Here is a 20,914-nt window from a genome sequence, read left to right as displayed (position 1 = left end):
GTTGAGAACACCATGGCGGGCGAGGACAAGCTCCGCGACTATCTCAAGAAGGCCATCGCGGATGCCCGTGACGCGCGCAGACAGCTGCGCGAGGCCGAGGACAGGCAGCACGAGCCGATCGCGATCGTGGGCATGGCGTGCCGCTATCCGGGCGGTGTGGCCTCCCCCGAGGAGCTGTGGCGGCTGGTGGCCGAAGGCACCGACGCCATCAGCGAGTTCCCGGAGAACCGGGGCTGGGACGTGGAGCGGCTGTACGACCCGGACCCGGACCACGCCGGTACGTCGTACGGGCGCGAGGGCGGTTTCCTGCACGACGCGGACGGCTTCGACGCGGAGTTCTTCGAGATGTCCCCGCGCGAGGCCCTGGCGACCGACCCACAGCAGCGGCTCCTGCTCCAGACGGCGTGGGAGGCGCTGGAGAGCGCGGGCGTCGACCCGGCCGCGCTGCGCGGCTCCCGTACGGGCGTGTTCACCGGCGTCATGTACAACGACTACGGCTCCCGGCCCCATCTTCCGGCCGACGGTTTCGAGGGGTATCTGTTCAGCGGCAGCGCGGGCAGTGTGGCCTCGGGGCGGCTCTCGTACACGTACGGTTTCGAGGGTCCGGCGGTCACGGTCGACACCGCCTGCTCGTCCTCGCTGGTCGCGCTGCATCTCGCGGCGAACGCGCTGCGGAACGGCGAGTGCGATCTGGCGCTGGCCGGGGGCGCCACGGTGATGTCGACGCCGGTCGCGTTCGTGGAGTTCTCGCGGCTGCGCGGGCTGGCGGCGGACGGGCGGTGCCGGTCGTTCGCGGCTGGCGCGGACGGCACCGGCTGGTCGGAGGGTGTCGGGCTGCTGCTCGTGGAGCGGCTGTCGGACGCGCGGAAGAACGGGCACCGGGTGCTGGCGGTTGTACGCGGCAGCGCGGTCAACCAGGACGGCGCCAGCAACGGCCTCACCGCCCCCAACGGCCCGGCGCAGGAGCGGGTGATCCGGCAGGCGCTCGCCAATGCCCGGCTGTCCGCCGCCGATGTGGACGCGGTCGAGGCCCATGGCACCGGCACCCGCCTCGGCGACCCCATCGAGGCTCAGGCCCTGCTCGCCACCTACGGGCAGGACCGGCCGACCGAACGGCCGCTGCTGCTGGGCTCGTTGAAGTCCAACATCGGGCACGCCCAGGCGGCGGCCGGTGTCGGCGGGGTCATCAAGATGGTGCAGGCCATACGGAACGGCGTCCTGCCCAAGTCGTTGTACGCGGACGATCCGACGCCCATGGTCGACTGGGACTCCGGTGCGGTGGAGCTGCTGACCGAGGCGACCGACTGGCCGGAGACGGGCCGCGCGCGCCGGGCCGGGGTGTCGTCCTTCGGTTTCGGCGGGACGAACGCGCATGTGATCGTGGAGGAGGCGCCGGCCGAGGAGCCGGAGGCCGCTCCGGAGGGCGACCGCCCGGCCGGGGTGGTGCCCTGGATCCTCTCCGCCAGGACTCCGGAGGCCCTGACCGGCCAGGCGCGCAAGCTGCTCGCCCATGTCGAGGCCGACCCGTCGCTGACCGCGCGGGACATCGCGTACTCCCTCGCCCTCACCCGCACCACACTCAACCACGGAGCGGTGACCGTCGGCGCGGACCGCGATGAACTCCTGTCCGGACTGCGGTCGTTGGCGGAGAGAGCACCGACGACTGGAGGCAGCCGCACTCCGGGGCGGCTCGCCTTCCTCTTCACCGGTCAGGGCGCCCAGCGCATCGGGATGGGCATGGAACTGTACGCCGCCTACCCGGCGTACGCCGAAGCCTTTGACACCATCTGCGCCCACTTCGACCCGCATCTGGAGCGGCCGCTGCGCGAGGTCATCGCGACCGGTGAGGGGCTGGACGACACGGCCTATACGCAACCGGCTCTGTTCGCGCTGGAAGTCGCTCTCTACCGGCTGGTCGAGACCTGGGGCATCACCCCGGACTATCTCGCCGGCCACTCCATCGGCGAACTCTCCGCCGCCCACATCGCAGGCATCCTCACCCTCCCCGACGCCACCCGACTCGTCACCGCACGAGCCCGCCTCATGCAGACCATGCCCCCCGGCGGAGCGATGGTGGCCATCCAGGCTCCGGAGGAAGCGGTACGGCCGCTGCTCGAAGGCCGGGAGACCGAAATCGGGATCGCGGCCGTCAACGGCCCGGCCTCGGTGGTGATTTCGGGCGACGCCGAGGCGGCGACGGAGATCGAGGCACGGCTCAAGGAGCAGGGCCACCGGACCCGGCGGCTCACGGTGTCGCACGCCTTCCACTCGCCTCATATGGACGGCATGCTCGACGACTTCCGCACCACCGCCAAACAACTCACCTACAACGAACCCACCATCCCCGTCGTCTCCACCCTCACCGGACACCTCGCCACCGGAGACGACCTCCGCACCCCCGACTACTGGACCAACCAAGTACGCCACGCCGTCCGCTACCACAACGCACTCCACACCCTGGAGTCCCAGGGCGTCACCACGCTGCTGGAGCTGGGCCCGGACGGCGTGCTCACCGCGCTCGCGGCGGCGGGCACCGACCGGCCCGAGGCGCTGACTGCCGCACCGGCACTGCGCCGGGGACAGCCGGAGGCCGCGACTCTGGTGGGCGCGATCGGCACGCTGCATCTCAGCGGGGTACGGGTGGACTGGGAGCGGGCCTTCGCGGGCACCGGCGCCCGGCGGGTGGCCCTCCCGACGTACGCCTTCCAGCCCGAGCGCTTCTGGCTTGCGCCCGAGGTCCCCGAGACCGACGGCGCCGAGGGGACCGGACTCGTCCACCGTGCCTGGGAGGCCTTCGAGCTGCCGGAACTGCCGGAGCCCGCCGAGCCGGTGCGCTGGGCCGTACTGGCACCGGAGGGGCCGGACACACCGCTGGAAGCGCTCCCCGACGCGCCCCGTTTCGCTCGGGTCGCGGATCTCGCGGCGCAGGCCGAAGCCGGGGGTGACGCGCGGCCGACCGCTGTACTCCACCGCCTCACCGCCTCGCCGGAGGCACCGCACCGGGCGCTCGCGCTGGCCCAGGAGTGGCTGGCGGAGGACCGGCTGCTGGGCATTCCCCTGACCGTGCTGACCAGCGGCGCGGTACCGGCCGGTGGGACCCCCGACCCGTACACCGCCGCGGCATGGGGGCTGCTCAGCTCGGCGCAGTCCGAGGCACCGGGCCGGATCGTGCTCGTCGACGCCGCCTCGGCCGTGGACTCAGGCACGCTGGACTCGGTCCTCGCCTCCGGCGAAGCCCGTACGGCCGTACGCCCCGAAGGGGTGCTCGCGCCCCGGCTCCGGCCCGTACGGGAGCACGGCTCCCCCGCCGCTCCCCGGCCCCTCGACCCCGAGGGTACGGTCCTGGTCACCGGCGGCACCGGGACCCTGGGCTCGCTGGTGGCCCGCCATCTCGTGACCGAGTACGGCGTGCGCCATCTGCTGCTGACGAGCCGTCAGGGTGAACAGGCCCCGGGAGCTGGGGAGTTGGTGCCCGAGCTGTCGGAACTCGGTGCCTCGGTCACGGTCGCGGCCTGCGACATCGCCGACCGGGACGGGCTCGCCGCGCTGCTCGGCACCGTACCGGCCGACCACCCCCTCACCGGAGTCGTCCACACCGCGGGTGTCCTCGACAACGGCCTGGTCTCCGGGATGACGTCCGAGCGGCTCGCCGCGGTCCTCGCGCCGAAGGCGGACGGGGCCCGGCATCTCGACGAACTGACCCGGGACCTGGACCTCGGCGTGTTTGTGCTGTTCTCGTCGGCCGCCGGGGTGTTCGGCGCGCCCGGCCAGTCCAACTACGCCGCCGCGAACGCGTATCTCGACGCGCTCGCCGAACGACGGGCCGCCGAGGGCCTGCCCGCCACCTCGGTCGCCTGGGGTCTGTGGCGGTCCGGAGGGATCAACGCGCATCTCGACGAGACGGAGCTGAGCCGGTTCGCGCGGGACGGCTTCCGGGCCGTCACCGACAACGAGGGGCTCGCCCTGCTCGACCGCGCCATCGCGTCAGGACGGCCCGCGCTGATCGCCGGCGTGGCCGGGGCGGCGGGCGCCCGGGGCCCCGCCCGGGCGGCGACGCCGGACGCCGCCGCCGGGCCCGCCACCCTCACCGAGCGGCTGGCGGAACTGCCGGAACCGGAGCGGGAACGGTATCTGCTGACCATGGTCACCGAGGAGGTCGCCTCCGTACTGGGCCATGCGTCGGCGGCGGCCGTCACACCCGACCGGCCCTTCCAGGAACTCGGCTTCAACTCGCTGACGGCCGTGGAGCTGCGCAACCGGCTCGGCGCCGCCACCGGTCTCCCCCTGCCCGCCACGCTGGTCTTCGACCACCCGGCCCCGGCCGCTCTCGCCGCGTTCCTGCTCACCCGGGCGGCACCCGCCGCCGAGGACCCGGCGAAGGCGGTACTCGCCGAACTGGACCGGCTGGAGGCCGCGTTGGCCACCCTGGCGCCCGAGGACGAGTCCCGCCCCACCGTCTCCGTACGTCTGCACTCGCTGCTGGGGAAGCTCAACGCGAAGGCGCCGACTTCCGGCGGCGAGGAGCCCGGCGAGCCGTTCGCGGCGGCGTCGACGGACGACATCTTCGACTTCATCGACAACCAGCTCGGCCGGAGCGCCGGCTGACACCGACAAGAGACCACACCGACACACGGGCACACCGGCACACTGACACACCGACAAGGAGAGACTGATCCCGCATGTCCGCAGACCCGTCCAAAGAGCAGAAGCTGGTCGACTATTTGAAGTGGGTCACTGCGGATCTGCAGAAGGCCCGTGAGCGGATCAACGAGCTGGAGAACGCCGGTGAGGAGCCGGTCGCCATCGTCGGGATGGCCTGCCGGTTCCCCGGCGGGGTCACCTCGCCGGACGGCCTCTGGCAGCTCGTGGCCGAAGGCACCGACGGCATCAGCGAGTTCCCCGTCGACCGGGGCTGGGACCTCGAACGGCTCTACTCCCCCGACGCCGACGCCCCCGGCACCTCGTACACCAAGGAGGGCGGATTCCTCGACGGTGCCGCCCTGTTCGACGCCGGTTTCTTCGGGGTGTCGCCGCGCGAAGCCCGGGCGATGGACCCGCAGCAGCGGGTGCTCCTGGAGACCGCGTGGGAGGCGCTGGAGGACGCCGGGATCGATCCGGCGTCGCTCAAGGGCTCCAGCACCGGGGTGTTCGCGGGGGTGGTGGAGCAGAGCTATCTCGGTCTTGAGGGGCCCGAGGAGCTTGAGGGCCATCTGATGACCGGCCGGCTGAGCAGTGTGGCCTCCGGCCGTATCGCCTACACCCTGGGCCTTGAGGGCCCGGCCGTGTCGGTGGACACGGCCTGCTCGTCGTCGCTGGTCGCGCTGCATCTCGCGGCGCAGTCGGTACGGAGCGGGGAGTCGGCGCTGGCACTGGCGGGCGGCGCGACCGTCACCGCCACACCGGGCGGTTTCGTCGACTTCTCCCGGCAGAAGGGCCTCGCCCCCGACGGGCGCATCAAGTCCTTCGCGGCGGCGGCCGACGGTACGTCGTGGTCGGAGGGCGTCGGCATCCTGGTCGTCGAGCGGCTGTCGGACGCGAAGAAGAACGGGCACCGGGTGCTGGCCGTCGTACGCGGCAGCGCGGTCAACCAGGACGGCGCCAGCAACGGCCTCACCGCCCCCAACGGCCCGTCCCAGGAACGGGTGATCCGCCAGGCCCTCACCAACGCCCGTCTCACCGCCGCCGATGTGGACGCGGTCGAGGCCCATGGCACCGGCACCCGCCTCGGCGACCCCATCGAAGCACAGGCCATCCTCGCCACCTACGGCCAGAACCGCCCCGCCGAACGCCCCCTGCTGCTCGGCTCGTTGAAGTCCAACATCGGGCACACGGTCGCGGCGGCCGGGGTCGGCGGCGTCATCAAGATGGTGCAGGCGCTGCGCCATGGCGTCCTGCCCAAGACCCTGCATGTCGACGAGCCGACTCCGATGGTCGACTGGTCCTCGGGCGCGGTGGAGCTGCTGACCGAGGAGCGCCCCTGGCCGGTACGGGGAGACGCGCCGCGGCGCGCCGCCGTGTCCGCGTTCGGGGTGAGCGGGACGAACGCGCATGTGATCGTGGAGGAGGCACCGGCCGAGGAGCCGGAGGCCGCTCCGGAGGGCGACCGCCCGGCGGGTGTGGTGCCCTGGATCCTCTCCGCGAAGACCCCCGAGGCCCTCGCCGACCAGGCGCGCAGGCTGCTGGCGCATGCGGAGGCCGACCCGTCGCTGACCGCGCGGGACATCGCGTACTCCCTCGCCCTCAGCCGCACCACACTCGACCACGGCACGGTCGCGGTGGGCACCGACCGCGATGAACTCATAAGTAACGTACGGGCGTTGACGGAAAGCACACCGCTGACGATCGCCCGCACCCCGGGCCGAGTGGGCTTCCTGTTCACCGGTCAGGGTGCCCAGCGCATCGGGATGGGCATGGAACTGTACGCCGCCTACCCGGCGTATGCCGAAGCCTTTGACACCATCTGCGCCCACTTCGACCCCCACCTCGAACGCCCCCTGCGCGAAGTCATCACGACCGGTGAGGGGCTGGACGACACCGCATACACCCAGCCCGCCCTGTTCGCCCTCGAAGTCGCCCTCTACCGGCTGGTCGAAAGCTGGGGCATCACCCCGGACTACCTCACCGGCCACTCCATCGGCGAACTCTCCGCCGCCCACATCGCCGGCATCCTCACCCTCCCCGACGCCACCCGACTCGTCACCGCACGAGCCGGCCTCATGCAGACCATGCCCCCCGGCGGAGCGATGATCGCCGTCCAGGCATCCGAGGACGAGGTCCGCCCCCTGCTCAAGGGCCGCGAGACCGAAATCGGCATCGCCGCCGTCAACGGCCCCACCGCCGTGGTGATTTCGGGCGACGCCGAGGCAGCCGAGGAAGTGGCGGCGCGACTGCGCGAAGCGGGCAGGAAGACCAGCCGTCTGCCCGTCTCGCACGCCTTCCACTCGCCGCACATGGACGGCATGCTCGACGACTTCCGCACCACCGCCAAACAACTCACCTACAACGAACCCACCATCCCCGTCATCTCCACCCTCACCGGACACCTCGCCACCGGAGACGACCTCCGCACCCCCGACTACTGGACCAACCAAGTACGCCACGCCGTCCGCTACCACAACGCACTCCACACCCTCCAGGAACGCGGTGTGACGGCCTGTGTCGAGCTGGGGCCCGACAGTGTCCTCAGCGCCCTCGCGCAGAATGTGTTCGACAGCGGGCGGGGCGGGGTCACCACGGCCGCCCTGCTGCGCCGCGGCCGCCCGGAGGCGGAGACGCTGGTCGGCGCGCTCGGCCGGCTGCACTGCGCGGGCGTACGGCCCGACTGGGCGGCCTTCTTCGCGGGCACCGGCGCCCGGCGCGTCGCCCTGCCGACCTATGCGTTCCAGCACGAGCGGTACTGGGTGGAGCCGGCCGGGGCGCCCGCGGACGCCGCCGGGCTCGGGCTCGTACCGGCCGGGCATCCGCTGCTCGGGGCCGCGCTGCGGCTGGGCGGCAGCGACGAGACGGTGTTCACCAGCCGGCTGTCCCGGAGCACGGCGCCCTGGCTGTCCGGGCAGACCCGGGGCGGGGTCGCGGTGCTGCCCGAATCCGCGCTGGTGGAGCTGGCGGTACGGGCCGGGGACGAGGCCGGCTGCGGCTCACTGGACGAACTGCTCGCCGCCGAGCCCGTGGTACTGCCCGCCGAGGGCGGTATCCACCTTCAGGTCCGGCTCGGTGCCCCGGACACCGGCGGGCGGCGCGAGATCACCTTCCACTCCCGGCCTGACGACGCCGAGGTGCCCTGGACCGCGCATGCCCATGGGGTGCTCGGCACCGTACCGCGGACGCCGTCGCCGGGCCCGGACCAGTGGCCGCCCGCCGACGCGACCGAGGCCGCTCCCGAAGCCGTCTATGAGCGGTCGGCTGAGGCCGGGGTGGTGTACGGGCCGGAGGTCCGGGCGTTGACCGGGCTCTGGCGGCGGGGGCGTGAGGTGTTCGCCGAGGTGCGGCTGCCGGAGGGGGCACCGGCCGAGCCGGGCCCGTACGGACTGCACCCGGTGCTGCTCGACGCGGCGCTGCTCCCGCTGCTCACGGACACCGAGCCCGCGACTGTCACCGCCTGGCAAGGGGTACGGCTGCACGCGGCCGGAGCGACCAGCCTGCGCGTCCGACTCACTCCGGGCGACGACGGCACGGTGGCGGTACGGCTGGCCACCCCCGCCGGGCAGCCCGTGGCGGACATCGCGGCCGTCACCGTGGGGCCCCTCGATCTGCCGGCTCTGGCGGCGGGTGCGGCCCGTGACCACGAGGCGCTCTTCCACCTGGACTGGACGCCGTACCGTCTCGCCCTCGCCGATGCTCCGGCCACCGCCACCGCCACCGCCACCGTCGTCGAGTATCTGCGCTCCACCGACACCGCCGACCCCGTCGCCTCGCTGCACCGCACCACCCGGCGCGCACTGGAACTCGCCCAGCACCGACTGGCCGACGAGGACAACACCGACACCCCGCTCACCGTCGTGACCTCGGGCGCCGTGAGCACCGGGCCCGGTGAGCCGATCAGCGATCCGGGTGCCGCCGCGGCCTGGGGACTGCTGCGGTCCGCGCAGTCCGAGGCGCCGGGCCGTATCGTCCTCATCGACGCCGAACCGGACACCGACCCGTCGCTGATCGCCGCCGTCGCCGCCTCCGGCGAGCCGCAGTCCGCGATCCGCCGGGGCGTCGTGACCGTACCCCGGCTGTCCCGCGCCACCCGTCCCGAACTCGCCACCGCAGCCCCCGCGTTCGGCACCGACGGCACCGTTCTGATCACCGGCGGCACCGGCTCACTGGGCTCGCTCTTCGCCCGCCACCTGGTCACCTCGTACGGCGTGCGCCAGCTCCTGCTGGTCAGCCGCCGCGGCGAACAGGCCGCGGGAGCAGCCGAGTTGGCGAGCGAACTCACCGGGCTCGGCGCCTCCGTCACCGTCAGGAGCTGCGATGTCTCCGACCGGGACGAACTCGCCGCGCTGATCGCCGGGATCCCCGCCGACCATCCCCTCACCGGGGTCGTGCACACCGCGGGCATCCTGGACGACGGGCTCGTCCCCGCGATGACCCCCGAGCGGCTGACGGCGGTCCTCACCCCGAAGGCGGACGCGGCCTGGCATCTGCACGACCTCACCCGCGAACTCGACCTCACCGCGTTTGTGCTGTTCTCCTCGGTCGCCGCGCTCGTCGGCGGCCCCGGCCAGTCCAACTACGCCGCCGCCAACGCCTCGTTGGACGCCCTCGCCCAGCACCGCGCGGCCTCCGGTCTGGCCGCCACCTCGATCGCCTGGGGTCTGTGGGCCGAGGCGACCGGACTGACCGGCGGGCTCAGCGAGACCGACCTCAAGCGCATCGCCCGGAGTGGTCTGCTGCCGGTGCCGACCGCCCAGGGCCCAGCCCTGCTGGATCTGGCGCTCCGCGCGGGCCGCCCCGATGCCGTGGCGACCCCGCTCGACTTCGGCGCGCTGCGCGAACAGCCGCGTATCTCCCCGGTGTTCACCTCGCTCGTACGGCGTCCCGCGCGGGAGACCGTACGAAACGAGGCCGCCGAGACCGTCACGCTCGCCGAGCAGCTCGCCGGGCTGGACGAGGAACGGCGGCACGAGGCCGTCAGGGACGCGGTGCTCGACGAGATCGCCGGGGCGCTCGGGCACTCCGGCAGCCAGGGCATCGACGCGCGCCGCCCGTTCCAGCAGCTCGGCCTCGACTCGCTGACCTCGGTGGAGCTGCGCAACCGCCTCGCGGCCCGTACCGGTCTGAAGCTGCCCGCGACGCTGGTCTTCGACCATCCGGACCCGGACGCGCTGGCCGCGTATCTGCTGACCCGGCTCACCGCGGACACCGCAGGACCGGACGCCCCGAACGATACGGTCGACTACGCGGCCGACATCCGGCTCGCCGACGACATCCGCCCCGCCGGGGAGGTCGTCCGTACCGTGGACGATCCGCGCGAGGTGCTGCTCACCGGTGCCAGCGGCTTCCTCGGCGCGTTCCTGCTGCGGGATCTGATGCGTACCACCACGGCCCGTGTCCACTGCCTGGTCAGGGGCGCCGACAACTCCGCCGCGTACGAGCGGCTGCGGGCGAGCCTGGAGTGGTACCGGGTCTGGGACGAGATCGATCCGGAGCGGCTCTTCGTCCTCGCGGGCGATCTGGCCGAGCCCCGGCTCGGACTCACCGAGGACACGTTCGACGGCCTGGCCCGTACGGTCGATGTCGTCCACCACGCCGGAGCCACCGTGCACTGGCTGCATCCGTACCCGGCCCTGAAGGCGGCCAATGTCGGCGGTACGGAGGAGATTCTGCGGCTGGCCGCGCGCCACCGTACGGTCCCGGTCCACTATGTCTCCACGGTCGGCGTGTTCAACGGGCCCGTGACCCCGGGTGTTCCGCTGAAGGTGACCGACCCCACCGGACCGGCCGAGGCCCTGCCCAGCGGCTATCTCCAGAGCAAGTGGGTCGCCGAACAGGTCCTGGGCCTGGCCAGGGAGCGGGGCATTCCGGTGTCGGTGTACCGGGTCGATGTGATCTCCGGCGACCAGGTCAACGGCGCCTGCCAGACCCGGGACTTCGTATGGCTCACCCTCAAGGGCCTGCTCCAGTCCGGGGCCGTGCCGTCCGGTACGGGAGGCCGCTTCCATCTGCTGCCGGCGGACTATGTGAGCGCGGCGATCCTCGCGGTCTCCCGCGATCCCGGCTCGGCGGGCGGCACCTTCCATCTGTTCAACCGCAGTTCGCTGAGCCTGGCGGACTGTGTGGAGCGGCTGCGCGGTCTGGGGTACGAACTCCGGGACACCGGGCGGGAGGAGTGGACCGAGGCGGTGCGCTCGGACCGTGACAACGCGCTGCTGCCGCTGCTCCACGCGTTCGAGATGATGACCACGGACACGGATGCCTTCTATCCGCCGATCGACACGGCCGAGACGGACCGGGCGCTGGCGGGCACCGGGATCGTCTGTCCGCCGCTGACCGGTGAACTCTTCGACAAGTACGTGGAGTTCTTCGTGGCGGAGGGCCACTTCCCGGCGGCCCCGGCCCGGTAGGCGCCGACGCGAGAAGGGCCGGCCGGGGTTTCCGGCCGGCCCTTCTCGCATGGGGCACGCGGGACTCTTGTGGTGTCAGGCGCGCGGGGCCGCGATCAGCGCGGTGGTCTCCATGGGGAGCGTGGCGATCCGCTCGATGTCGAAACCGGCCCGGTCGAGCAGGGACCGGAACAGGTCGTCGGAGCGGTGCCTGCCGCCGTTGGTCATCAGCAGATGCAGGTCCCACAGTGCGGGCAGCACCGTGGAGTCCTTGTCGGTCACGGTCCGGTCGAGGACGAGCAGCCGGGCGTCGGGGCCGGTCATCGCCTCCCGGCAGAGCCGGAAGGCCTCCACGGCGTCGTCGTCCGTCCATCCGGCGAGGACCCGGCAGAACAGATAGACGTCGCCGCCCTCGGGGACGGCCTTGAACATGTCGCCGCCGTACAGTTCGACCCGGTCCAGGCCGATCTCGCGGGAGAGGTACTCCCGCGCGATGGGTATGACATGGTCGCGGTCGATGAGCTTGCCGCGGGCGTCGGGGGCGGACCGCAGAAGCACCGACAGCAAGTGGCCGTTGCCGCCGCCGCAGTCGACGATCGTCTTGCCGCCGGAGAAGTCGAAGACGTCCGGGACGTAGTCGAAGAAGAGATTGCCGGCCTTCATGGTCCGCTGGAACCGGTCGGCCATGTCCTTGTGCCCGTCGAGATACGGGTAGAGGGCCTCGCCGTAGGCGAGTTCGAAGCCCGCGGTCAGGGTGGTGAAGCACTCCGCGGCACGGCCCCAGGCGGTGTAGAACTCCTCGCCGTAGAGCAGGCACATGTCCCGCATCGACCCGGGCCGGTCCATGAGCGCGGCGGACACCGGGGTGTTGAGATACCCGCTCCGGTGGTCCCCCTCGAACACGCCCATCGCCACCAGCAGACGCATCAGACGGCGGATGCCCTCCTCCTCGGCGCCGGTCGCCCGGGCGAGTTCACCGCTGGTGGTACGGCCGGCTTCGATGTGGTCGGGCAGGCCGAGCTTCGCGGCGGTGTGGACGGCCTGGGCACGCCATCCCCCGGTGATCAGCTCGATGACTTCTTGGGCCGCCTTGAGGTCGGCTTTCACTGTGCACACTCCAGGATGTCGCGGGAACCGTGTTCTGACGGGCTGGGGCAGGGCCTAGGTGGGAATGCCGCCCCGCTGGATCACCGGAATGTCAATGCCCAGCGCGCGGAGCTGGTTGTACGGGTTCATGAACTCGCGGTTCTGCACGATCTTTCCGTCGTCCAGCAGGAACGAGTGGATGAAGTGGTTCTCGTAGTGCCCGGCCGGATAACCGGGGAAGAGGATCGCGCCCTTGCCGTCGCACTCGACCCAGAACCGGTTGGGATCCTGCGTCTCGTAGATCTCGACGTTGTACCAGACCCAGTCGGGGAAGCATTGCAGCGACCATTCGCCGTGCGCCTTCAGCTTGTCACGGCCGCGCGAGACGATCGGTTCCTCGGTGTCGGCGGTGTAAAGGCCGCCGCTGCCTTCCTCGACGAAGAGCTGATAGCGGGTCAGACGGCCCTCACCGGTCCTGCTCATGTAATCCTCGACCACGGCCCGGTTGCGGCGCCTGAGTTCCGTATCGTCGTCGGACACCGGTGTGTTCACGGTGGCTTCGGCCATTGCGGACTCCTCGGGAGACGATGGCTGGCAGGGCCGGGAACGCACCCGGCCGGTCCGGAAAACTTTATACGGGCCGCTCGGTGTCCAACCGGGGATTCCCTTCCGTTGGACACCCGGGCGATGTCCCGCACTTGGACACCGACGATTCATTGCCGCCGCGTCCGACTGCCCGATATTTTTCAGGAATGCATGAATACGTAGTCGCCGATGTTTTCACCGACAAGCCTCTTTCGGGAAATCCGGTGGCCGTCTTCCTGGACGCCTCGGACCTGTCCGCCAGTCAAATGCAGCGTCTGGCCCGGGAGTTGAATCTCTCGGAGACGACTTTCGTTCTTCCGCCGCGGGACGGCGGTGATGTGCGGGTGCGTATCTTCACTCCGGTGAACGAGCTGCCGTTCGCCGGGCATCCGACGCTGGGCACCGCGATCGTGCTGGGCTCCGCCACCCGGGACGGCCGGCTGCTGATGGAAACCGCCCAGAGCACGGTTCCGTTCACCTTCGACCGCGGCCCGGACGGTGCGATCCGCTCGGCGCGGATGCGGCAGCCGGTCCCGGTCTGGGAGCCGTACAAGGAGGCCGAGGACCTGCTGGCCGCGCTCGGGGTGAAGTCCTCCGTGCTGCCGGTGGAGGTCTACCGCAACGGTCCTCGCCATGTGTTCGTCGGGCTGGAGAGCGTGGCAGCGCTGTCCGAGGTGACGCCCGATCTCCGGGCCCTGGCACGTCACTTGGACATGGCGGCCAACTGTTTCGCGGGCGAGGGGCACCAGTGGCGGGCGCGGATGTTCTCGCCCGCGTACGGGGTCGCCGAGGACGCGGCGACGGGCTCGGCCGCAGGGCCGCTCGCCATCCATCTGGCGCGGTACGGGCTGATCCCGTACGGGCAGCGGATCGAGATCCGCCAGGGCGTGGAGATGGGCCGCCCCTCCACGATGCTCGCCACCGCCGAGGGTGCCGGTCAGCGGGTCGACAGCGTGGAGGTGGCGGGCTCGGCGGTCATCGTCGCCCGGGGAACGTTCCAGCTCTGACACCGGACGGGCGCACGGCACGCTCGGCGGTGCGGCCGGATCGTACGGTCACGCCTGAAACCGTACGGTCACCGCTGGAGCCGACCGGTCACGGCTGCGGGCGGCCCGTCACGGCTGGAGCCGGCCGGCGGTCCAGCCGTCGCCGGTACGGTCGTACCGCAGGCGCCTGTGCAGCCGGTCCGCGCTGCCGTGCCAGAACTCCACCGCGGACGGCCTGAGCAGATAGCCTGCCCAGGCCTCCGGCCGCGGCAGCTTCTCCCCGCTCTCCGCGAGGACCCGCGCCCGCTCCCGCAGCGCCTCCTCGTCCTCCAGCGGTTCGCTCTGCCGGGCCACCGCCGACATCGGGTGGGTGGCCGCGGGGCGGGCGTGCCACAGCGCGTCGGACTCGCTGTCGGGGAGGCGCGTGGTGGGCCCGGTGAAGACGATCTGCTGCCGGGTCTCGCGCCAGTACCAGACCCCCGAGGCCCAGCCGGTGGCCGCGATGTCCTGGCCCTTGGGGCTGCCGGCGTGGCTGGTGAAGACCAGGCCCTCGGCGGTGAGGGCGATGGTCTGGACGGTACGGTTCGACGCCCGGCCCGCGGTGTCGGCGGTGGCCAGCGCCAGCGCCCCCGGCTCCCGTACCCCCAGCTCCTGGGCGGTCTTGAACCAGTCGCGGAACAGCGCGACGGGATCGGCGGGCGGCTCGTCGAACTCGGGCAGCTCCAGATCGACGGATCCGGCGAAGGTCAGAGGATTGTCTTCCGGCATGTCTTCTCCACGGAATCGGGGATGCGGGGGCGGGGGCGGGCGGGGTTGTGGGGCTGGATCACGCGGGGTCCAGGCGGGGTCAGGAGGCGTCGTAGACCAGGCCGAGGCCGGACAGTGCGGCCGAGCCGTACGCGCCCTCGACCATGGCCTCGACCTCGAACCTGACACGTTCGGTGGGCGGGTAGCCGATCAGCTCGGCGGCCCGGTGCGGCGGCAGCTGCTGCTGGTCGCGGGCCTCCGCCGACTCCCACAGCATGACCGCGCCCCAGCGGTTGCCCGGCCGGTCGGAGATCCAGAACTTCAGGCGCAGCCCCTTGACCGACGTCCAGGGCGGCACGCCCTCGTCGCGCAGATACTCCCGCAGCGAGTCGATGGTCTGCTCGGATTCGGTCAGGTCCCACCAGGCGATGGTGACGATCACGCGCGTAGCACCTCTTCCATATGTGTGGCCCAGATGTGCCGCCCGTCGCGGGTGAGCACCGATTCTGCGTGGAACTGCATCGAGACGAAGTGCGGTCCCCGCAGGGCGTGCACCTCGCCGCTCCCGGCGTCCCGGCTGACCTCGACGGGCCCGTACTCGGGGTGGTGGAAGGCGTCCTGGCCGCAGCGGGCGGCGAAGGCGTTGTAGAAACCGGCGAGCACATGGGTGCCGAAGAGATCGATCTCGCGCCGGGTGCCCTGGTTGCAGACCTCGCAGCGCACCACGTCCAGACCGAGGCGCCGGCTGAGCACCTGGTGGCTGAGGCAGACGGCGAGGAAGGGAAGCCGCCGGGCCAGCAGGGTGCCGATGGCGGTGTGGAGATGGGCGATCCGGGGATCGGCGGTGTCATTGGGGTCGCCGGGGCCCGGGCCCATGACGACGAGGTCGTGGGCGTCGAGGGAGTACGGCTCGTCGAAGCGGCGGACCGTCACCCGGGTGCCCAGGGAGCGGAGCTGATGGGCGATCATCGCGGTGAAGGTGTCCTCGGCGTCGACGACGAGAACGCGCCGCCCGGCCAGCCCGGGCACCGGCTTCCCGCGCACCACGCCCCAGGAAAGCGCCTCCTCCCCCGAAAGCGCCTCGCCTCCGGGAAGCGCCCCGTCCCCCGCCAGCCAAAATCCTGCGAGGTCCTCGTTCCGGCTCTCCAGGGCCGACCGTACGGCCGGATGGTCCCCGAGCCGTACCGCTTGCTCGGCCTGCTCGGCCCGCCCGTCCGGCGACGCGGCCGGTTCCTCCCGTACCACCGCCTCGGCGCTCTCCCGCCGGACACCTTCCAGCGCGGAGAGCAGACCCGCCGCCTTCGCCCTGGTCTCGGCCGCCTCGGAGAGCGGATCGGAGTGCCGTACGAGAGTGGCGCCCACCCCGATGCTCACCCGGCCCGCGTGGTCGATATCGGCCGTACGGATCAGGATGGCCGAGTCCAGCGAACGGCGGCCGCCCTCGCGGCCGATCAGGGCCATGACACCGCTGTAGTAGCCGCGCCCGCCCGGCTCGTACCGCCCGATCACCCGGCACGCGCTCTCCAGCGGGCTCCCCGTGACCGTCGGCGCGAACAGGGTCTCGCGGAGGATCTCCTGCGGCTCCCGGCCGGAGCGCCCCTCGATGAGGTACTCGGTGTGCGCGAGCCGGGCCATCTCCTTGAGCCGCGGCCCCACGACCCGGCCGCCGGTGTCACAGATCCGGGCCATCATCTTCAGCTCTTCGTCCAGCACCATGTACAGCTCGTCGCTCTCCTTCTCGTCGGAGAGGAACTCCAGGACGTCGGAGAGCACGGGCCCGCCCGGCGGATAGCGGTAGGTGCCGCTGACCGGGTTCATCACCGCCGTGCCCGCGCGCAGGCTGATGTGCCGCTCGGGGGTGGCGCCGACGAAGGTACGGGTGCCGGTGTGCGCGATGAACGTCCAGTACGCGCCCGACTCCCGCTCGCAGAGCCGCCGGAAGAAGGCCAGCGCGGCGGCCGGACCGTACCCCTCGATCTCGGTGACGAACGAGCGCTTGATGACGAAGTTGGCGCCCTCGCCGCTGCCGATCTCCTCGGTGACGACCCTGCGGACGATCTCCGCGTAGTCGTCGTCGACGACATCGAACCGGCCGTTCAGCGGGCGGATCGGGACCTCGGGGATCCGCGCCAGCGCCCCGGCCAGCGGGACCACGGCCTGGTCCGTCACCCGCAGCGCGAGCAGCGGCGACCCGTCGTCGACGGTGGCGAAGCCGCGTTCGGCGATCTGCCGGTACGGGATGATCACGAGGACGTCCTGCCCGTCGCCCGCGGGGTCCTCCGGTACGGGAACGCCGGCGAGGGAGTCCGGCTCCGAGAGGTCACCGAGCAGTACGTCCAGCAGGCCGGGGCCGGTCGTCTCCGGGCGGTGGAGCAGCGCGAAGGGCGGCGGCTTCGCGGCCAGCACTTCGACCAGCGGGTCCGCGCTCATGCCAGCACCTGTCTGTGGGTGACCACCATGGCGCAGCGCGCCGCCGCGTACTCCATGGTCATCCGGTGGTGGCGCCGGGAGAAGTCCCCGATGGCGTCGGCGACGAGGAAGGTCTCGATGTCGTGGGTGAACGCCTCGACCGCGCTGGCCAGGACGCCCACATGCCCGTACACCCCGCAGACGACGAGCTGGTCGCGGTTCTGTGCGCGCATCCACTCCAGCAGGTCGGAGCGGTGGAAGGCGCTGTAGCGCCATTTGGTCAGCTGCCGGTCGCCGGGGTCCGGCGCGAGCGGCTCCACCACCTGACGGTCGGCGGGGTCGGTGCGCATGCCGGGGCCCCAGAAGTCCTTGAGCAGGCCGCGCTGTTCGTCGGTCATCCCGCCGGGCTGCGCGGTGTACGCGACCGGCACCCCCAGCGCGCGGCAGCGGTCGCGCAGCGCGGCCGCGTTGCTCACCAGTTCCTTCCGCAGCGGCTCGGGGAACGGCCGCAGGAAGTACCGCTGCATGTCGTGGACCAGCAGCACGGCACGCTGGGGGTCGACGGCCCAGTGTGCGGTGTTGGCCGGGAGACCGGCGGCGGTGGGTAAGGCGTACGGCGCTATGGGGGGAATACCGGACATGACTGGTTCTCTCCTTGGCGAAGGGATGGATCCCGTCCGGGAAGGTCGTGGCGCACGGTCGGCAGGGGCAGGCGCTGGTCTGTGTGTGGGGCGGGTGCGGGCGCGCTATACGGAGTGGGGGGTGTTCCGTGCCAGTTGCTCGGCGACCGCCCGCCAGCCCCTGGCGTACTCCATCGCGGCGCTGGCGATGGTGTGGCGGCGGTGGGCGGGGACGCAGTTGGCGAGGGTCGCCCAGGTCTCACCGCTGAGGGTGTGGGCCTCCATCAGGCGCAGCAGGGTGCGCCCGCTCTCGCTGTAGCGGAGCGAGGGGTCGGTACGGAGGCGCTGGAACACGGCGGTGCGGTCAGGCGGTTCCTGGCCGGGCCCGGTGCCGGTGCACGAGTCGTCGGGACCGGGCCGCGGGGGCGGCTCGGCGGTCCATCCGGCGTCGTCGGGCCCCCGTCCGGCCGGCTCCTCGTCGCACAGGAGGCGGCTGCGGACGGACCGGGCGGTCTCCGGCGAGATGCCCACGGCCTTGGCGATCTGACGGAGCGACAGTTCCGGGTTGCGCAGGATCAGTTCGGAGGCGAGCCGGCGCTTCTCCCCGGCGTCGGCGGGCCGTACGCGTCCGTCGCGGCCGATCCTGCTGTCCGGCCTGCGCGTTGTGGCGGCGGGGTGCTTACGGCGCACCTCGGCGACGGTCTTCGCGGACAGCCCGGTGACGGAGGCGATTAATCGGTCGGACCACTGGGGGTGGGAGGCGATGATGCGCGCCGTGGCCGCCTTGCGGTCGGCCACGGAGAGCGGCAGCCCGCCCGCGAGGTTCGCCTGGACAGCGAGGACGAACGCCTCGGCCTCGTCGCCCTCGAACATCCGGGCTGTGATGAACTCCTGCTTGCGCAGCTCGGCGGCGCGCAGCCGGTGCAGCCCGTCGACCACGCGCATGGTGGGCCGGTGCACGACGATCGGCGGGAATTCGCCCAGAGCACCGGCCAGCATCCGGATGTGCTCCAGGTTCTCCCCGGTGGTGCGCGGCGTGTCGGCGATCACCAAGGACCCGATGACCACCTTGACCGCCGGCCCCAGCATTTTCCGCCGCCGTCCCGGAATCGCACCCCTGCGTTCATAGGGAAGCTGGCTCTCTCTTTCAAGAGGGCCGGCCGCTGAATTCTTCACCATCTATACCCCAACCATCGCAAGGAAATTAAATAAGCCTCCGATGAAGATCCGCCGCCACACTAGGTACCGATTACCGAGAACGTCAATATCACAAAAGTCGCAGACCGCGTGGCGCCGTTCGGGTCCGCGAGAGAAAGTACCCGAGAAAGCCCCGTCCAACTGGCGATTTTCCCCGGCTGGACGCTTCGGCGGAGGCCTGGATAATCCCTCAAGAACCGCTCAAGAACCCGCACTCTGGACAGGTTCACGGGCACAGTGATAAAAGAATTCAAGCAGCCAGGAGGCGGATACCGCCTCCCGCTTTTCGGACGCATTTCATTCCCCATACTTCATGAGGCCACTTCGTGAGGCCGCGTTCCCAGCGTTCCCGCACCACCGCACCGCCACAGAAGTGAGTCCTTTACCAGGAGTGAGTCCTTATGTGTGGTATCGCCGGCTGGGTCTCCTATGACTCCGATCTCACCGCGCGCCATGACGTCCTGAACGCGATGACGGCCACCATGGCCTGCCGGGGCCCGGACGACTCCGGCCTCTGGGTCCGGCCCCACGCGGGCCTCGGCCACCGGCGTCTCGCGGTCATCGATCTCGCAGGCGGCCGGCAGCCGATGGAGGTGCGGACGCCGGGCGGCACGGTCGCCCTCGTCTACACCGGCGAGGTCTACAACTTCACCGAGCTGCGCGCCGAACTGGAGCGCAAGGGGCACCGGTTCAGGACCGCCAGCGACACCGAGGTCGTACTGCTCGGCTATCTGGAGTGGGGCGAGCGCCTGCCCGAGCACCTCAACGGCATGTTCGCGTTCGCCATCTGGGACGAACGCGAGAACAAGCTGGTCATGGTCCGTGACCGGCTGGGCGTCAAGCCCCTCTACTACTACCCGACCCCCGACGGTGTCCTGTTCGGCTCCGAGCCCAAGGCGATCCTGGCCAACCCCCTGGCCCGTCCGGCCGTCGACACCGCGGGGCTGCGCGAGCTGCTCGGGTTCACCATGGCCCCCGGCTGGGCGCTGTGGAAGGACATGCGCGAAGTGGAGGCGGCCACCGTCGTCACCGTCGACGCGCGGGGCATCCGTACCCGTACGTACTGGTCCCTGGAGGCCAGGGAGCACACCGACGACCTGGCGACAACGCTGACCAGGGTCGGTGCGCTGATGACCGACATCGTGCACCGCCAGCTCGTCGCCGATGTCCCGCAGTGCGTGCTGCTCTCCGGCGGTCTGGACTCCAGCGTGGTCACCGGCCTCGCCGCGGCCCGGCTGGCCGCGCAGGGCGAGCGGCTGCGGACCTTCTCGGTGGACTTCGCCAACCGCGAGGAGACCTTCCGGGCCGATGCCAACTGGGACAGCCCGGACACCCCGTACATCCGCGATGTCGTGGACCTGGTCGGCTCCGACCACCGCTTCGTCACCCTCAGCCCGGACGAGCTGACCGATCCCGAGCTGCGCCGCGCGGTGATCACGGCACGCGACATGCCGGTCGGCTTCGGCGAGACGGACACCTCGCTGTATCTGCTGTTCAAGGCCATCAGGGCGGAGTCGACGGTGGCCCTGTCCGGCGAGTCCTCGGACGAGGTGTTCGGCGGGTACCGCTGGTTCCACGACCCCGAGGCGGTGAAGGCGGAGACCTTCCCCTGGCTGGCCTTCCGGAGCCCGATGAGCCACGGGCGCTCGGCCCCGTTCCGCCCGGAGGTGCGCGGCGCCCTCGATCTCGACACGTACGTCGCCGACCAGTACGCGACCGCGGTCGCCGCGGTCGGCCATCTCGACGGGGACGACGAGCACGAGCGGCGGATGCGGACCATCGGCAATCTGCATCTGACCCGGTTCGTCCGGATGCTGCTGGACCGCAAGGACCGGGTGTCGATGGCGGTCGGGCTCGAAGTGCGGGTGCCGTTCTGCGACCACCGGCTGGTCGAGTACGTGTACAACGCGCCCTGGGCGCTGAAGTCCTTCGACGGCCGGGAGAAGAGCCTGCTGCGGCACGCCACCGCGCATGTGGTGCCGGAGTCGGTACGGGGCCGGCGGAAGAGCCCGTACCCGTCCACCCAGGACCCGGGGTACGGGGCGGCCCTCCAGCAGCAGGCGAAGGAGGTGCTCGCCGAGGACAGCCACCCGGTGTTCACCCTGATCGACCGGGCGTGGCTGACCGACGCGGTCGGGCGGGACGTCACGATGCCCAGCGGCGACCGGCGCGGGCTGGAGCGCGTGCTGGACCTGTACCACTGGTTCGACCTCTACCGGCCGGAGATCATTCTGGACTGATCCGGGGCTGATCC

Annotated in this window: 9 protein-coding genes and 2 pseudogenes; 4 read left to right on the top strand and 7 right to left on the bottom strand. The window is 71.5% G+C overall.

Features of this window, described 5'->3' with window-relative positions; all coding sequences use genetic code 11:
* Positions 1 to 51 precede the first annotated feature (51 nt).
* Together ACFU9P_RS20650 and ACFU9P_RS20645 are read left to right on the top strand one after the other, a co-directional pair.
* Positions 52 to 4,605: pseudogene (locus ACFU9P_RS20650) on the top strand (SDR family NAD(P)-dependent oxidoreductase); the annotation flags it as partial.
* 95 nt (positions 4,606 to 4,700) lie between these two features.
* Positions 4,701 to 11,051, top strand: a pseudogene (locus tag ACFU9P_RS20645) (type I polyketide synthase); the annotation flags it as partial.
* Positions 11,052 to 11,126: 75 nt separating this feature from the next.
* Here ACFU9P_RS20645 and ACFU9P_RS20640 read toward each other — a convergent pair.
* Together ACFU9P_RS20640 and ACFU9P_RS20635 are read right to left on the bottom strand one after the other, a co-directional pair.
* Entirely contained in the window at positions 11,127 to 12,137 is a 1,011-nt protein-coding gene (locus ACFU9P_RS20640) for a methyltransferase (RefSeq protein WP_384082869.1), read from the bottom strand.
* A 54-nt stretch (positions 12,138 to 12,191) separates the two neighbouring features.
* Positions 12,192 to 12,683 carry a PhzA/PhzB family protein gene (locus ACFU9P_RS20635; RefSeq protein ID WP_376382918.1) on the bottom strand — a complete coding sequence of 164 codons (492 nt, stop codon included), beginning with the start codon at positions 12,681 to 12,683 and terminating at the stop codon, positions 12,192 to 12,194.
* 185 nt (positions 12,684 to 12,868) lie between these two features.
* Between ACFU9P_RS20635 and ACFU9P_RS20630 the strand changes: the two genes are divergently transcribed.
* Positions 12,869 to 13,708, top strand: coding sequence for a PhzF family phenazine biosynthesis protein (locus tag ACFU9P_RS20630; protein WP_384082866.1), 840 nt, complete (start codon positions 12,869 to 12,871; stop codon positions 13,706 to 13,708).
* A 108-nt stretch (positions 13,709 to 13,816) separates the two neighbouring features.
* Here the strand turns inward: ACFU9P_RS20630 and phzG are convergent, their stop codons facing one another.
* From phzG to ACFU9P_RS20605, 5 genes are all read right to left on the bottom strand, one after another.
* Positions 13,817 to 14,455 carry a phenazine biosynthesis FMN-dependent oxidase PhzG gene (phzG, locus tag ACFU9P_RS20625; protein ID WP_376382922.1) on the bottom strand — a complete coding sequence of 213 codons (639 nt, stop codon included), beginning with the start codon at positions 14,453 to 14,455 and terminating at the stop codon, positions 13,817 to 13,819.
* Positions 14,456 to 14,534: 79 nt separating this feature from the next.
* Positions 14,535 to 14,876, bottom strand: coding sequence for a hypothetical protein (locus ACFU9P_RS20620; protein ID WP_384082863.1), 342 nt, complete (start codon positions 14,874 to 14,876; stop codon positions 14,535 to 14,537).
* On the bottom strand, positions 14,873 to 16,864 hold the full coding sequence (locus tag ACFU9P_RS20615) for an anthranilate synthase family protein (protein WP_384082860.1): 1,992 nt from the start codon (positions 16,862 to 16,864) through the stop codon (positions 14,873 to 14,875). Before ACFU9P_RS20615 ends, ACFU9P_RS20620 begins: the two co-directional genes overlap by 4 nt.
* Positions 16,861 to 17,484, bottom strand: coding sequence for an isochorismatase family protein (locus tag ACFU9P_RS20610; RefSeq protein WP_384082857.1), 624 nt, complete (start codon positions 17,482 to 17,484; stop codon positions 16,861 to 16,863). Before ACFU9P_RS20610 ends, ACFU9P_RS20615 begins: the two co-directional genes overlap by 4 nt.
* 105 nt (positions 17,485 to 17,589) lie before the next feature.
* Positions 17,590 to 18,552 (bottom strand): ParB N-terminal domain-containing protein, encoded by a 963-nt coding sequence (locus ACFU9P_RS20605; RefSeq protein WP_384082854.1) that lies wholly within the window; start codon positions 18,550 to 18,552, stop codon positions 17,590 to 17,592.
* Between the two features lie 509 nt (positions 18,553 to 19,061).
* Between ACFU9P_RS20605 and asnB the strand changes: the two genes are divergently transcribed.
* The gene (gene asnB / locus ACFU9P_RS20600; protein WP_376382932.1) at positions 19,062 to 20,900 is read left to right on the top strand and encodes an asparagine synthase (glutamine-hydrolyzing); all 1,839 of its coding nucleotides are present in this window, start codon (positions 19,062 to 19,064) and stop codon (positions 20,898 to 20,900) included.
* The last annotated feature ends 14 nt before the right edge of the window (positions 20,901 to 20,914 follow it).

The sequence above is a fragment of the Streptomyces sp. NPDC057617 genome (assembly GCF_042800555.1).
GTDB lineage: Bacteria > Actinomycetota > Actinomycetes > Streptomycetales > Streptomycetaceae > Streptomyces.
Note: the sequence above shows the minus strand (reverse complement) of the source record. Positions and strands in the feature narration are given on the sequence as shown.